The organism is Kitasatospora sp. NPDC094015 (genome assembly GCF_040304075.1).
Classification (GTDB): domain Bacteria; phylum Actinomycetota; class Actinomycetes; order Streptomycetales; family Streptomycetaceae; genus Kitasatospora.
In genome coordinates, this window is record NZ_JBEOUL010000002.1 from 129720 (window position 1) to 143364 (window position 13645).

The window sequence follows — 13645 nt, forward strand, 5'->3', positions numbered from 1 at the left end:
ACTCCGTTGACCAGCACCCTGCCCACCGGTCACCGCGCCGCACCGAACGGCGCCCCGTCCTCCTCCCGGCGCCCGGGGCGCCGGTGGATCCCGCTGGCCGTGCTGGCCGGCGTGGTCGCCTCCACCACCGGCCTCACGCCGCCGGCCGGCGCCGGCCCCACCGGGCGCGCGGCCGACCCCGGCAGCCTCCAGCACGCCTTCGCCGACGCGGCCCGCGAGTTCCAGGTGCCACCCGGCGTCCTGCTGGCGCTCTCCTACCAGGAGACCCGGTGGGAGTCGCACGGCGGCGATCCCAGCACCACCGGGAACTACAACGTCATGGGCCTCACCGAGGTCGATCCGGCCGCCGTCGCCCGGGCGATCGCGGCCGGCCCCGGCCCGGAGGCCGACGGACGCGGCGACGACGCGCCGGTGCGCCGTCGCCCACCGGCCGTCGCGGTCCAGGACGGACCCGCGCTGCACACCCTGGCCCGGGCGGCGCACCTGCTCGGTCGGCCCGCCGACCGGCTGAAGTCCGACCCGCTCCAGAGCATCCGCGGCGCCGCCGCCCTGCTCGCCGAGCACCGTCCGGCCTCGGACGATCCCGCGGCCTGGTCCGAGGCGCTCGCCGCGTTCAGCGGGTCCCCCGGCACCGCGAGCGGCCGGGCCTTCGCCGACCGCGTCCTGGACACCGTCGAGGCGGGCGCCTCCCGCACCACCGCCGACGGCCAGCTGGTCACCCTGCCGGCCACCCCGTCCGGCCGGGCCCCCCGAGCCACCCCGTCCGGCCGGCCACCCCGGGCCACCACGCCCGGCCCGGGCCGCGCCCTCGAACCCGGCGCCGCGGAGTGCCCGGCCGGACTCGGCTGCGACGTCCGCCCGGCCGCGTACGCGCTGACCGACCCGCACGACCCGAGCTCGTACGGCAACTACAACATCGCCGACCGGCCCGGTGACGGTGACGCGATCCGGTCCATCGTGATCCACGACACCGAGGGCGGGTTCGAGGGCTCCATCGCGAGCTTCCAGGACCCGGCCACCCAGGCCTGCGCCCACTACATCGTGCGCTCCTCCGACGGGCACGTCAGCCAGCTGGTGGCCACCAAGGACGTCGCCTGGCACTCCGGCAACAAGACCGTCAACATGCACAGCGTCGGCATCGAGCACGAGGGCTACGCCTTCCCGACCACCAAGCCCACCTGGTACTCCGAGCAGCTCTACCAGTCCTCGGCCGCGCTCACCCGCTACCTGGCGGACCGTTTCGGCGTCCCGCTCGACCGGCAGCACATCATCGGCCACGACGACGTCCCCGGCCCGACCCAGGACAAGATCTCCGGCATGCACTGGGACCCGGGCACCTTCTGGGACTGGAACCACTACATGGACCTGCTCGGCGCGCCCGTCCGGGCGGACACCGGCGGCCCGCTGCTGGCCGGCGCCACGGTGACCGTCGCCCCGGCCTTCGACGCCACCAACACCCCACCGGTCGACCAGAGCGCCACCCGCCCGCAGAACTTCGTCTACCTGCGTACCCAGCCCTCGGCCGGCGCCGCCCTGATCAACGGCGGCACCACGCAGGCCGCCGACGTCCGCGCCAAGGCCGTCGCCGGCACCGGCTTCGTGGTGGCCGACCAGCAGGGCGACTGGACGGCGATCTGGTACGGCAGCCAGAAGGCCTGGTTCTTCAACCCGGACGGCCGCACCGGCGCCGCCGGCAACCGCGCCGGGCAGACCGTGCTGACCCCGCGCCAGGGCTTGGCGTCCGTCCCGGTGTACGGCAGGGCGTACCCGGAGCTCGCGAAGTACCCGGCCGCGATCGACACCGCCAAGCTGGCGCCGGTCCCCTACCCCACCATCTCGGTCCCGGCCGGCCAGGCCTACCTGGCAGTCGGCCCCGACCCGGTCCGGGCCGACTACTACTACGCGCAGAACATCGACGGGGACGCGCCCGCCGACCGCACCCTGGTGGTCGGCGACGAGACCTACTACCCGATCCGCTACAACCACCGGCTCGCCTTCCTGAAGGCGAGCGACGTCGACTCCCGGACCACCACCGCCGATCCGGCGCCCGCCGACCGCGGGCCCGCCGGCTGAGAACGCCGGACGGAAATCCCCCACCCGATCCGGGCGCCTGACACACCGTCGGCCCGCCGCCGGGGATCCGGCCGGGCCCGGCGGTAGGGTGCCAGACACCCAGGTGTCGAACCCGACCGAGGTGTCCCCGTGCTCTGGCCCCTCGCCGGCCTGCTCGCCATCGTCCTCGCGACACTCGCGGTCGGGTGGGTCGTGGACCAGGTCCTCCAACGGGTCGCGGCCGCCCGCCCGGACGCGCCGCTCTGGCCGCTCCTGCGGCGCTGCCGGGTGCCGCTGCAACTCGTGCTGCTGACCGGACTGCTGATCGCCGTCCGCCCCCTGGAGCAGCTGTTCGGCCTGGCGGACGACACCGCCCGGCACGTCCTGCTGCTGGTGCTGATCGCCGCACTCGGCTGGCTGACGGTCCGGGCGGTGGCGGCCGTCCTGGGCGCGGTGCTCACCCGGTACGAGACGGTCACCGAGGACGCCTCCCGGGTGCAGCGCGTGCACACCCAGCTCGGCCTGCTGCGCCGGGTGCTCAGCGCGCTGGTCTGGGTGGTCACGGTCGCGACGATCCTGCTGACCTTCTCGGCGATGCGCAGCCTCGGCGCCAGCCTGCTGGCCTCGGCGGGCATCATCGGCATCGTCGCGGGCATCGCGGCCCAGTCCACCCTGGGCAACTTCTTCGCCGGGCTGCAGATCGCCTTCAGCGACACCGTCCGGATCGGCGACACCGTCGTGGTGGACGGCCAGCAGGGCACGGTCGAGGAGATCACCCTGTCCTACCTGGTGCTGCGGCTGTGGGACCTGCGGCGCCTGGTGGTCCCGGTCTCGTACTTCGTCAGCAAGCCGTTCGAGAACTGGACCCGCCGCGACCCCGGCCTGCTCGCCTGGGTGCTGCTGCACCTGGACCACACCGCCCCGGTCGAGGAACTGCGCACGGTCCTGTACGAGCGGCTGGCCGCCGGCGAGCTGTGGGACGGCAAGGAGTGGCACCTGGAGGTCGTCGACACCACCCCGAGCACGGTGGTGGTCCGGGCGGCGATGACCGCCCGGACCCCGGACGACACGGCGGCGCTGCGCTTCGAGGTCCGCGAGCACCTGATCGCCCACCTCCGCGACCGGCACCCGGGGGCGCTCCCCCGGGTCCGCACCACCGGGCCGGGCTGAGCGCACCGGCCCGAGCGCACCGGCCCGAGCACACGGGCCCGAGCGGCGGCGAGCGGTTACAGCGCCCGGGTCATCGTCCGGTGCGGGATGCCGGCGTCCTGGTAGACCGGGCCCTCGGCGGTGTAGCCGAGCCGCTCGTAGAAGCCGAGCGCCTGCACCTGGGCGTGCAGCTCCAGCTCGACGGCGCCGCGCTCGCGCCCGGCCCGTTCGATCGCCCGGACCAGGTCCGCGCCGAGCCCGGTGCCGCGGGCGGTCCGCTGCACGGCCAGCCGGCCGAGCAGCACCCGGCCCTCGACGCCGGTCAGCTCGAGCGCGTCGGCGCCGTGGATCAGCCGGCCGGTGCCGAGCGGGGCGCCGTCGTCGGTGACCGCCAGCAGGTGGACCGCGGTGGCGTCCAGGTCGTCGTACTCCAGCTCCTCGGGCACGTTCTGCTCGACCACGAAGACCTCGTGGCGGATGGCGCGCACCAGGGCGAGGTCGGCGGGGCCGGCGGCCTCACGGATCTCGGTCATGCCGGGCTCCTCAGCTCTCCGAGGAGATGATGTCCAGGGCCTTCTGCAGGTCGGCCGGGTACTCGCTGGTGAACTGCACCCACTCGCCGTCCGCGGGGTGCTCGAAGCCGAGCTGCACGGCGTGCAGCCACTGCCGGGTCAGCCCGAGCCGCTTGGCCAGCGTGGGGTCGGCGCCGTAGGTGAGGTCACCGACGCAGGGGTGGCGCAGCGCGGACATGTGCACCCGGATCTGGTGGGTGCGGCCGGTCTCCAGCTTGATGTCCAGCAGCGAGGCGGCCCGGTAGGCCTCGATCAGGTCGTAGTGGGTGATGGAGGCCTTGCCGTCCTTGGTCACCGCCCACTTCCAGTCCGAGCTGGGGTGGCGGCCGATCGGGGCGTCCACGGTGCCGCTCATCGGGTCCGGGTGGCCCTGGACCAGCGTGTGGTACTTCTTCTCGGTGATCCGGTCGTGGAACTGCCGCTTGAGGTCGGTGTAGGCGCGCTCCGACTTGGCGACCACCATCAGGCCCGAGGTGCCGACGTCCAGGCGGTGCACCACGCCCTGGCGCTCGGCCGCGCCCGAGGTGGAGATCCGGTAGCCGGCGGCGGCCAGGCCGCCGATCACGGTGGTGCCGGTCCAGCCGGGGCTGGGGTGGGCGGCGACGCCGACCGGCTTGTCGACGACCACGATGTCGTCGTCGTCGTGGACGATCCGCATGCCCTCGACGGGCTCGGCGACGATCCGGACGGGCGCGGCGGGGGCGGGGATCTCGACCTCCAGCCAGGCGCCGCCGGTCACCCGGTCCGACTTGCCGGCCACGGCCCCGTCGAGCGTCACCTTGCCGTCGGCGGCCAGCTCGGCGGCCTTGGTCCGGGAGAAGCCGAACATCCGGGCCAGGGCGGCGTCGAGTCGCTCACCCTCCAGGCCGTCGGGTACGGGGAGGCTGCGGGTCTGCGCTGCGGTACTCACCCGTACGAGTATGCCGGACCGCGGGCCGCCGCCCGACCGTCAGGGCGCGGCCCGCACCGCCGCCCGCCACCGGGGCGGGCCCGGTGCTACTCGGGCCCGGTGCCCTCCGGGCCGCCCTGGTCGGCCCGACCGGCCTTGGGCTTCGCCGGCTGGTGGCTGCTGCCGTCCGGGTTGGAGCCGCGGAAGGAGAGCAGCACCACCAGGATGCCGCCGCAGACGATCGCCGAGTCGGCGAGGTTGAAGACCGCGAAGTGCTGGACCGAGATGAAGTCCACCACGTGCCCGCGGAACACCCCGGGCGAGCGGAACAGCCGGTCGGTGAGGTTGCCGAGCGCCCCGCCGAGCAGCAGGCCGAGCGCGATCGCCCAGGGCAGGCTGTACAGCCGGCGGGCGATCCGCCAGATCACCACGATCACGGCGGCGGCGATGGCGGTGAAGACCACGGTCATCGCCTGGCCCATGCCGAAGGCCGCGCCGGGGTTGCGGATCACCTGGAAGGTCATCACGTCGCCGATCACCCGGATGACCGAGTGGTCCGGCTCCAGCCGGGCGACCACCACCAGCTTGGAGATCAGGTCGATCACGTACGCGAGCAGCGCGACCCCGAGCAGCACCCCGATCCGCCGGCGGCGGACGGCGGCCCGGGCGCCCGCGGCGGTCGCCCCGACGGGGCCGGGTGCCGGCGCCGACGGGTCGGTGGCGGCGAGGGGCTCGACGGGCTCGTCCACGGCGCCCTCCGGCTCGTGCGGTGCGCGCGCGGTGGGGACGGCGTCGTCCTGGGTCTGGGGGGAACCTGGAGTGCTGATGATCCGCTCCGCTGCCGTGTACAGGGGGACCGGCCGGGGTGGCCGGTCCCAGGGACCGGCCGGGCGGGCCGACGTTACGGGGACGAGCGTACGGCAAGGACCGGCCCGACCGCCCGTCTCCCGTCCTCCGCGCGGGGTGTCAGCGGCGTTCCTGCTTCGCCTTGCAGGTCACGCAGAGGGTCGCCCGCGGGAAGGCCTGCAGCCGGGCCTTGCCGACGGCCTGTCCGCAGGACTCGCAGACTCCGAAGCCGAGCCCCTCCAGGCGCGCCAGCGCCCGCTCGGTCTGGGCCAGGCTGTCCCGGGCGTTGTTGGCCAGCGACAGCTCGCTCTCGCGGTTGATGTTCTTGGTGCCGGCGTCCACCTGGTCGTCGCCCGCGCCGTCGTTGGAGTCCCGCATCAGGCCGGCGATCGCGGCCTCGGAGGCCTCGATCTCGGCCCGCAGCCGCTCCAGGTCGCTGGCCAACTCGGCGTGCAGCTCGGCCACCTCGGCGGCCGTCCACGGGTCCTCCCCCGGGCGGACCGGGAGCTCGGCCGGGTCGACCGACTCGGCGCCACCGCCCCGGGCACCGGTGCCCGCGGGCACGTGGGTGCGGCTGGTGGCCGCCGAATGGCCGGTGGTGGTGGTCTTGCGCCGTGTAGTGCTCACGGTCCCCTCCCCTGGGTCGCCTGCCACAGCCTTGCGCGCCCGCTTGGTGGCGGTACCCGCACCTGTTGCCTTCTCAGCCATGGCTTTCGACCTCATTTACGAATTATTCGAACCGCCGGTTCCCGGCGGTCTCCGGTGCCGGAACGATAATCCCCATCGAATCCGGCCACAACGGGACATACCGATACGCTCCTCCGAACCCACTCGGGCAGCCGCGACCGCTTCACCCGCACCCCGTTGCTGCCCCAGTTGTGCCCAGATCGTCATCGGCTAATCTCACGCCGCGTGCGCAAGCCAGCAAAAGGCGCTTGCCGGGGCCGATACACTGGGCCTGCAAGGCGCTGATGGGACGAGTACCGACGTACGCAGCCACGAGCGACCCGGGGACGGTGTGAGCCCGGGGGTGTGCGCGGCGGGAAGATCACCCCGGAGCCGCCGGAAGAACGGCCGCACCCCGGCCCGGTAGACCCGGCAGCAACCCCCAAAACAAGAGGGCCGCAGACAGCACCGCGGTCAAGGAGGGTGGTACCGCGGGACGGCGCGCCGTCTCGTCCCTCCGTCGGAAGCCAGTCCACGCATCCGCCGGAGGTAGACGCCCGCGATGAGCACCTACAACGCCGTTCCCGCCCAGGTAGACCTGCCTGCCCTGGAACACCAGATCCTGAGCTTCTGGCAGGACCAGAAGGTCTTCCGGCGCAGCCTCGACCAGTCCGAGGGCCGCCCGGAGTGGGTGTTCTACGAAGGCCCGCCGACCGCCAACGGCATGCCGGGCGCCCACCACATCGAGGCCCGCGTCTTCAAGGACGTCTTCCCCCGGTACCGCACCATGAAGGGCTACCACGTCGCCCGCAAGGCCGGCTGGGACTGTCACGGCCTGCCGGTCGAGCTGGCCGTCGAGAAGGAGCTCGGCTTCTCCGGCAAGCAGGACATCGAGGCGTACGGCATCGCCGAGTTCAACGCCCGCTGCCGCGACTCGGTCACCCGGCACACCGACGAGTTCGCCAAGCTCACCGAGCGGATGGGCTACTGGGTCGACCTCGACGAGGCGTACCGGACGATGGACCCGGAGTACATCGAGTCCGTCTGGTGGTCGCTCAAGCAGATCTTCGACAAGGGCCTGCTGGTGCAGGACCACCGGGTCGCCCCGTGGTGCCCGCGCTGCGGCACCGGCCTGTCCGACCACGAGCTGGCCCAGGGCTACGAGACCGTGGTCGACCCCTCGGTGTTCGTCCGCTTCCCGCTGACCTCCGGCCCGCTGGCCGGGCAGGCCGCGCTGCTGGTCTGGACGACCACCCCGTGGACGCTGGTCTCCAACACCGCCGCGGCCGTGCACCCGGAGGTCACCTACGTGGTGGCCACCGACGGCACCGAGCGCCTGGTCGTCGCCGAGCCGCTGGTCGGCAAGGCGCTCGGCGAGGGCTGGGAGACCACCGGCGAGTCGTTCACCGGCGCCGAGATGGAGCGCTGGGCCTACCGCCGGCCGTTCGACCTGGTCGAGATCGAGAACGCGCACTACGTGCTGACCGCCGAGTACGTCACCACCGAGGACGGCACCGGCATCGTCCACCAGTCCCCCGCCTTCGGCGCGGACGACCTCGCCACCTGCCGCCGCTACGGCCTGCCGGTGGTCAACCCGGTCGAGGCCGACGGCACCTTCGCGGCCGACGTCCCGCTGGTCGGCGGCGTCTTCTTCAAGAAGGCCGACGAGGCCCTGGTGGCCGACCTGCAGGCCCGCGGCCTGCTCTTCCGCCACCTGCCGTACGAGCACAGCTACCCGCACTGCTGGCGCTGCCACACCGCGCTGCTCTACTACGCGCAGCCGTCCTGGTACATCCGCACCACCGCGGTCAAGGACGCCCTGATCCGGGAGAACGAAGCCACCAACTGGTACCCGGAGACGGTCAAGCACGGCCGCTTCGGCGACTGGCTGAACAACAACATCGACTGGGCGCTCTCCCGCAACCGCTACTGGGGCACCCCGCTGCCGATCTGGCGCTGCGAGGAGGGCCACCTCACCTGCGTCGGCTCGCTGACCGAGCTGGGCGAGCTGACCGGCACCGACCAGAGCGGCCTGGACCCGCACCGCCCGTTCATCGACGACGTCACCTTCGACTGCCGCACCTGCTCCGGCACCGCCGTGCGGGTGCCCGAGGTGATCGACGCCTGGTACGACTCGGGCTCGATGCCGTTCGCCCAGTACGGCTACCCGTACAAGAACAAGGAGCTGTTCGAGAGCCGCTACCCGGCGCAGTTCATCTCCGAGGCGATCGACCAGACCCGCGGCTGGTTCTACACGCTGATGGCGGTCGGCACCCTGGTGTTCGACAAGAACGCGTACGAGAACGTGGTCTGCCTCGGCCACATCCTGGCCGAGGACGGCCGCAAGATGTCCAAGCACCTGGGCAACATCCTGCAGCCCATCCCGCTGATGGACCAGCACGGCGCCGACGCGGTGCGCTGGTTCATGGCGGCCGGCGGCTCGCCCTGGTCGGCCCGCCGGGTCGGGCACGGGACGATCCAGGAGGTCGTCCGCAAGACCCTGCTGACCTACTGGAACACCGTCGCCTTCCAGGCGCTGTACGCCCGCACGGCCGGCTGGTCGCCCTCGGCCGCCGACCCGCGCCCGGCCGACCGCCCGCAGCTGGACCGCTGGGTGCTCTCCGAACTGCACACCCTGGTCCGCGAGGTGGACTCCGCGCTGGAGGCCTACGACACCCAGCGGGCCGGCAAGCTGCTCTCCGGCTTCGTCGACGACCTCTCCAACTGGTACGTCCGGCGCGGCCGCCGGCGCTTCTGGCAGGGCGACGCCGCCGCGCTGGCCACCCTGCACGAGGCGCTGGAGACCGTCACCCGGCTGATGGCCCCGCTCACCCCGTTCATCACCGAGCGGGTCTGGCAGGACCTGGTCGTCCCGGTCGTGCCCGAGGCCCCGGTCTCGGTGCACCTGTCCGGCTGGCCGGTGGCGGACGGGACCCTGATCGACACCGAGCTGTCCCGGCACATGGCGCTGGTGCGCCGGCTGGTCGAGCTCGGCCGGGCGACCCGGGCCGAGTCCGGGGTGAAGACCCGTCAGCCGCTGTCCCGCGCGCTGGTCGCCGCCCAGGGCTGGGAGGAGCTCCCGGCCGACCTGCGGGCGCAGATCGCCGAGGAGCTGAACGTCTCGGTGCTGGAATCGCTGGCCGCCTCGGCGGGCGGCGGGTCGCTGGTCGACACCACCGCCAAGGCCAACTTCCGGGCGCTCGGCAAGCGGTTCGGCAAGGGGGTCCAGGACGTCGCCAAGGCCGTCGCGGCCGCCGACGCCGCCGCGCTCGCGGCCGCCCTGCGGGCCGGTGGCGAGGCGAACGTCGAGGTGAACGGCGAGACCGTGGCCCTCACCCCGGACGAGGTGATCATCACCGAGACCCCGCGCGAGGGCTGGGCGGTGGCCAACGAGGCCGGCGCCACCGTCGCCCTCGACCTGGCGATCACCCCCGAGCTCAAGCGCCTCGGCGTCGCCCGGGACGCGATCCGCCAGATCCAGGAGGCCCGCAAGAACTCCGGCCTGGACGTCGCCGACCGGATCGTCCTGCGCTGGGAGTCGGCCGACGAGGAGACCGCGGCAGCCGTCACCGAGCACGGGCAGCTGGTCGCCGACGAGGTGCTCGCGGTGGACTTCGCGGCCGGCCCGGCCGACTGGGAGTCCGAGTCCTTCACCGACGAGTCGCTCGGCCTGAGCTTCCGGCTCCGCAAGGCGTGACCCACCGGGACGGCCCGCCACCCGCGTCCGGGTGGCGGGCCGTTCCGTTCCCGTGCGCGCCCCCACCGGCGCGCACGCACGAGGGCGCCCCCACCGTGACCATGGTCACGGCGGGGGCGCCCTCGAAGGTGGAGCTGTTTAGTTGTCGCCGTCCTCGTCGATGAGGAAGCCGCGCATCGGCGCGGGCGCCTGCTGCATCGGCTGCGGCGGCTGCGGGCGCACCGCGGCCATCGGCTGGGTCATCCCGGCCGGGGCCATCTGCGGAGCGCCGTTGCCGACACCCGACTGACCACCGAAGGAGGGCTGGCCGTTGCCGCCGAAGGAGCTCTGGCCGCCGAAGGACTGGCCGTTGCCACCGAACGACGGCTGGCCGCCGAAGCTCGGGGTGGCGCTGCTCATCGAGGACGCACCGGCGGGCGCCATCGACGACGCGGCCGGCGGCAGCGAGGCGGTGGCGGGGATCCGCGGCGGGGCGAGCGAGTCGTCGGCCTGCGACTCCAGCTGGCGCAGCTGGGTCTCCAGGTACGACTTCAGGCGGGTGCGGTACTCACGCTCGAAGGCACGCAGGTCCTCGACCTTGCGCTCCAGCGTCGCGCGGGCGGACTCCAGCGAGCCCATCGCCACGCGGTGCTTCTCCTGCGCGTCCCGCTCCAGGGCGTCGGCCTTGGCGCGGGCGTCCCGCTCCAGACCCTCGGCGCGGCTGCGGGCCTCGCCGACGATCTTGTTGGCCTCGGACCGCGCCTCGGAGATCGCCTGGTCGGCGGTCTGCTGGGCGAGGGCGAGCACGCGGGCCGCACTGTCGCCGCCGGGGCCCTGCTGCTGCTGCTGCATCTGCGGCTGGCCCATCGGGCCGCCGAGCTGCTGGCCCATCGGACCGCCCATCGGCTGCAGCTGCTGCCCGCCCATGGTCTGGCCCATCGGCTGCTGCATCTGCTGCTGCATGGGGTTGCCCATCGGCTGCAGCATCTGACCACCCATCGGCTGCACCAGCTGCTGCTGGCCGCCCATGGTCTGGCCCATCGGCTGCTGCATCTGCGGCTGGCCCATCGGCTGGCCGAGCTGCGGCTGCCCCATCTGCTGCATCGGGCCGCCCTGACCGGCCGGAAGCTGCGGGGCGCCGGACGGCAGGCCGAGCGGCTGGTTGCCCATCTGCTGCTGCTGCGGGCCGCCCATCTGCTGCGGACCGGGGCCCTGCTGCTGGCCGGGCACCGGCGGGCCGGATATGGCAGCGGGAACGGGAGCGCCCGGGCGGGCGTCCTGCGGCTGCTGCTCCTTGCGCATGTTGGCCTGGTTCTGCGCGGCAGCACGAGTCGCCGCCGCCAGCTTGGCGCGCAGGTCCTCGTTCTCGCGCAGCAGGCGGGTCAGCTCGGCTTCGACCTCGTCGAGGAAGGCATCGACCTCGTCCTCGTCATAGCCTTCGCGCAGCCGGACGGTCGTGAACTGCTTGTTCCGAACGTCCTCGGGGGTCAATGGCATCTCTTCACCTCAACGTGATCGTCGGCACTCCGGAATCCTGTCGCATCGCTCACACCGACAGGGACCGCACGAGCGAGATCAGGACATACACAATGATCATCAGAACGAAGAAGGACAGGTCGAGCGCCACGCCCCCGAGACGCAACGGCGGGATGAATCGCCGAAGAAGCTTGAGTGGCGGATCCGTGACAGTGTACGTGGCCTCCAGGACCAGGACCATGGCCTTGCCGGGTCGCCACGAGCGGGCGAACTGGAAGACCCAGTCCATGACCAGCCGGAAGAGCAGGATCAACAAGAAGACGGTCAGCGCCCAGTACAGCACCGCGCCGACGATCCCCATCTCGTTCCCTCTCCCCTGCCAACATGCCTTCAGTCACTCACTGTTGCTCGATCCACACGTGTAGTCGTGGCCGGGTCAGCTCTGGTTGAAGAACCCACCCTCGGCGATCCGAGCCTTGTCCTCCGCCGTGACGTCGACGTTAGCAGGAGACAGGAGGAACACCTTCTGGGTCACGCGCTCGATACTGCCGTGCAGACCGAAGACGAGCCCAGCGGCGAAGTCTACGAGGCGCTTGGCGTCGGTGTCGTCCATCTCGGTCAAATTCATGATCACAGGAGTCCCGTCCCGGAACTGTTCCCCGATGGTACGGGCCTCGTTGTAGGTCCGCGGGTGCAGCGTGGTGATGCGGTAGGGCTCTCGTTCGTTCACTACCTTGGGCATGATCACCGGGGCACTCTTCTCCACGTTGTGGCGACGGTCGGGTGTGATGGACGACACGGGAGCCATCCGCGGGGCCTCCTGCCGGATCGGCACCGCGGCCGGCACCGGCTGGGGGGCGATGTGGGCGACCGGCGCCGGGGCGGGCTGGGTGGCGGCGGCGGACCTCAGGTCCTCCGTGCGCCCGGTCCGGATCGGCTCGGGGTCCGAGTCGTAGTCGTCGTCGGGGTCGTACCCCTGGCCGTCGTACGTCTCGTCCTCCACGAGGCCGAGGTAGACCGCCATCTTGCGCATTGCGCCGGCCATGCTCCTGTCTCCTCCGCTCTGTGGTGGATCGGCTCCGACTACGGTCTTCGCCTGCGGATTCCGCCGCCCGCTCACCGGCCGTCAGGCCGACGGCTCATCAGGCCGCGAGGGAGGGGGTTGCGGAGGTGCGATCCACGGTTCGCTAGCGCTCTGAAAAGCTGCTAGGTTCTGTCCTATTTTGTCCTGCAGTCTGATCTACTACCCGGTGACGTTACCCGAGCGGTGACCGCACTCCGAGTACCGCCGTCCCGACGCGCACATGTGTCGCTCCGGCCGCCACGGCCTGCTCAAGATCGCCGCTCATCCCTGCCGAAACCATCGTGGCAGCAGGATGCGCCGCGCGTACGGCGCTTGCGATTTCCGCCAGCCGACCGAAGGAAGCGGCCGGATCGCCGGCCAGCGGTCCGGACAGCGGAGCGACGGTCATCACACCGGCCAGCTGCAACCCGGGCGTGTCGGCGATCAGATCGGCCAGCGCCGGGACTTCGTCGGGTGCCACCCCGGCCCGGTGCTGCCCCTCCCCCGCCTCCTTGTCCAGCGCGACCTGCACCAGGCAGCCGAGCGGCGCACGTTCGGCGTTGCGGACGGCCGCCGCGAGCGACTCCACCAGCCGCGGCCGGTCCACCGAGTGCACCAGGTCCGCGTACCGGACCACCGAGCGCACCTTGTTGGTCTGCAACTGGCCGACGAAGTGCCAGGTCAGCGGGAGGTCGACGCAGAGCTCCGCCTTCGGGGCGGCGTCCTGGTCACGGTTCTCGGCGACCTCGGTGACCCCGAGCGCGGCCAGCAGGGCGGTGTCCTCGGCCGGGTAGGTCTTGGTGACCACGACCAGCGACACCTCCGAACGCTCCCGCCCGGCCGCCGCGCAGGCGTCGGCGATCCGCCGCTCGACCACCTCGAGGTTGGCGCCGAGCTGCTCGTACCGGGCGCGCTGCCGCTCCGTCAGCCCCGCCAGGAATCGGCTGCTTCCCGGGAACGGCCCGTAGATGTCGTTCGTCATGAGAGTTCAGGACCCAACCAGAGGTAGCGCGCGAGCCGGCCGGCTGCTCGCGACGGTAGGAGTGGTGCTCGGCCGGCGCAGGGGTGCAGGAAGATGATCTCACCAATTCGACGGTCCGACACGCCTTGAGACCGACCGCCACACCGGCGGATCCCCGCCGTGCCCGCCCGCGCGCCACCGCCACCGCACCGCCCCGCCCCGCCCAACGGCACGGTGCCCACCCGGGCCGCCACCGGAGGGTGGCGGCCGAGTGAGCACCGTGACGTCGCGTCGG

General features: G+C 72.6%; 11 protein-coding genes. 3 read left to right on the forward strand and 8 right to left on the reverse strand.

All coding sequences use genetic code 11. From position 1 onward, the window contains the following. Positions 1 to 6: 6 nt before the first annotated feature. Both ABT014_RS02890 and ABT014_RS02895 read left to right on the forward strand, forming a co-directional pair. The gene (locus ABT014_RS02890; protein WP_350636323.1) at positions 7 to 2073 is read left to right on the forward strand and encodes an N-acetylmuramoyl-L-alanine amidase; all 2067 of its coding nucleotides are present in this window, start codon (positions 7 to 9) and stop codon (positions 2071 to 2073) included. 129 nt (positions 2074 to 2202) lie between these two features. Continuing rightward, entirely contained in the window at positions 2203 to 3222 is a 1020-nt protein-coding gene (locus tag ABT014_RS02895; protein WP_350636326.1) for a mechanosensitive ion channel family protein, read from the forward strand. Between the two features lie 56 nt (positions 3223 to 3278). Here ABT014_RS02895 and ABT014_RS02900 read toward each other — a convergent pair whose 3' ends face one another. The 4 genes from ABT014_RS02900 to ABT014_RS02915 form a co-directional block, all read right to left on the reverse strand. After that, positions 3279 to 3734, reverse strand: a complete 456-nt coding sequence (locus ABT014_RS02900) for a GNAT family N-acetyltransferase (RefSeq protein WP_350636329.1) — start codon at positions 3732 to 3734, stop codon at positions 3279 to 3281. A 10-nt stretch (positions 3735 to 3744) separates the two neighbouring features. Continuing rightward, complete coding sequence (locus ABT014_RS02905) at positions 3745 to 4683, reverse strand: RluA family pseudouridine synthase (RefSeq protein ID WP_350636332.1); 939 nt, start codon at positions 4681 to 4683, stop codon at positions 3745 to 3747. Between the two features lie 86 nt (positions 4684 to 4769). Continuing rightward, the gene (gene lspA / locus ABT014_RS02910; RefSeq protein WP_502894840.1) at positions 4770 to 5513 is read right to left on the reverse strand and encodes a signal peptidase II; all 744 of its coding nucleotides are present in this window, start codon (positions 5511 to 5513) and stop codon (positions 4770 to 4772) included. A gap of 115 nt (positions 5514 to 5628) precedes the next feature. Then, positions 5629 to 6135 carry a TraR/DksA family transcriptional regulator gene (locus ABT014_RS02915; RefSeq protein ID WP_350636338.1) on the reverse strand — a complete coding sequence of 169 codons (507 nt, stop codon included), beginning with the start codon at positions 6133 to 6135 and terminating at the stop codon, positions 5629 to 5631. A 601-nt stretch (positions 6136 to 6736) separates the two neighbouring features. Here ABT014_RS02915 and ileS point away from each other — a divergent pair. Beyond that, positions 6737 to 9871 (forward strand): isoleucine--tRNA ligase, encoded by a 3135-nt coding sequence (gene ileS / locus ABT014_RS02920; RefSeq protein WP_350636341.1) that lies wholly within the window; start codon positions 6737 to 6739, stop codon positions 9869 to 9871. Positions 9872 to 10009: 138 nt separating this feature from the next. On the opposite strand, the gene ABT014_RS02925 is transcribed toward ileS, so the two are convergent. From ABT014_RS02925 to ABT014_RS02940, 4 genes are all read right to left on the reverse strand, one after another. Next, complete coding sequence (locus tag ABT014_RS02925; protein WP_350636344.1) at positions 10010 to 11347, reverse strand: DivIVA domain-containing protein; 1338 nt, start codon at positions 11345 to 11347, stop codon at positions 10010 to 10012. A gap of 49 nt (positions 11348 to 11396) precedes the next feature. Then, entirely contained in the window at positions 11397 to 11687 is a 291-nt protein-coding gene (locus ABT014_RS02930) for a YggT family protein (RefSeq protein ID WP_033825326.1), read from the reverse strand. A gap of 75 nt (positions 11688 to 11762) precedes the next feature. Then, the gene (locus tag ABT014_RS02935) at positions 11763 to 12371 is read right to left on the reverse strand and encodes a cell division protein SepF (RefSeq protein WP_033825327.1); all 609 of its coding nucleotides are present in this window, start codon (positions 12369 to 12371) and stop codon (positions 11763 to 11765) included. Positions 12372 to 12582: 211 nt separating this feature from the next. Further along, a complete protein-coding gene (locus ABT014_RS02940) occupies positions 12583 to 13371 on the reverse strand; it encodes a YggS family pyridoxal phosphate-dependent enzyme (protein ID WP_502894817.1) in 789 nt (262 codons plus the stop codon). Positions 13372 to 13645 lie beyond the last annotated feature (274 nt).

Coding starts and splice junctions, on each gene's coding strand:
- ABT014_RS02900 (WP_350636329.1), bottom strand. CDS start 3,734: ATGACCGAGATCCGTGAGGCCGCCGGCCCCGCCGACCTCGCCCTGGTG.
- ABT014_RS02935 (WP_033825327.1), bottom strand. CDS start 12,371: ATGGCCGGCGCAATGCGCAAGATGGCGGTCTACCTCGGCCTCGTGGAG.
- ileS (WP_350636341.1), top strand. CDS start 6,737: ATGAGCACCTACAACGCCGTTCCCGCCCAGGTAGACCTGCCTGCCCTG.
- ABT014_RS02925 (WP_350636344.1), bottom strand. CDS start 11,347: ATGCCATTGACCCCCGAGGACGTTCGGAACAAGCAGTTCACGACCGTC.
- ABT014_RS02940 (WP_502894817.1), bottom strand. CDS start 13,371: ATGACGAACGACATCTACGGGCCGTTCCCGGGAAGCAGCCGATTCCTG.
- ABT014_RS02930 (WP_033825326.1), bottom strand. CDS start 11,687: ATGGGGATCGTCGGCGCGGTGCTGTACTGGGCGCTGACCGTCTTCTTG.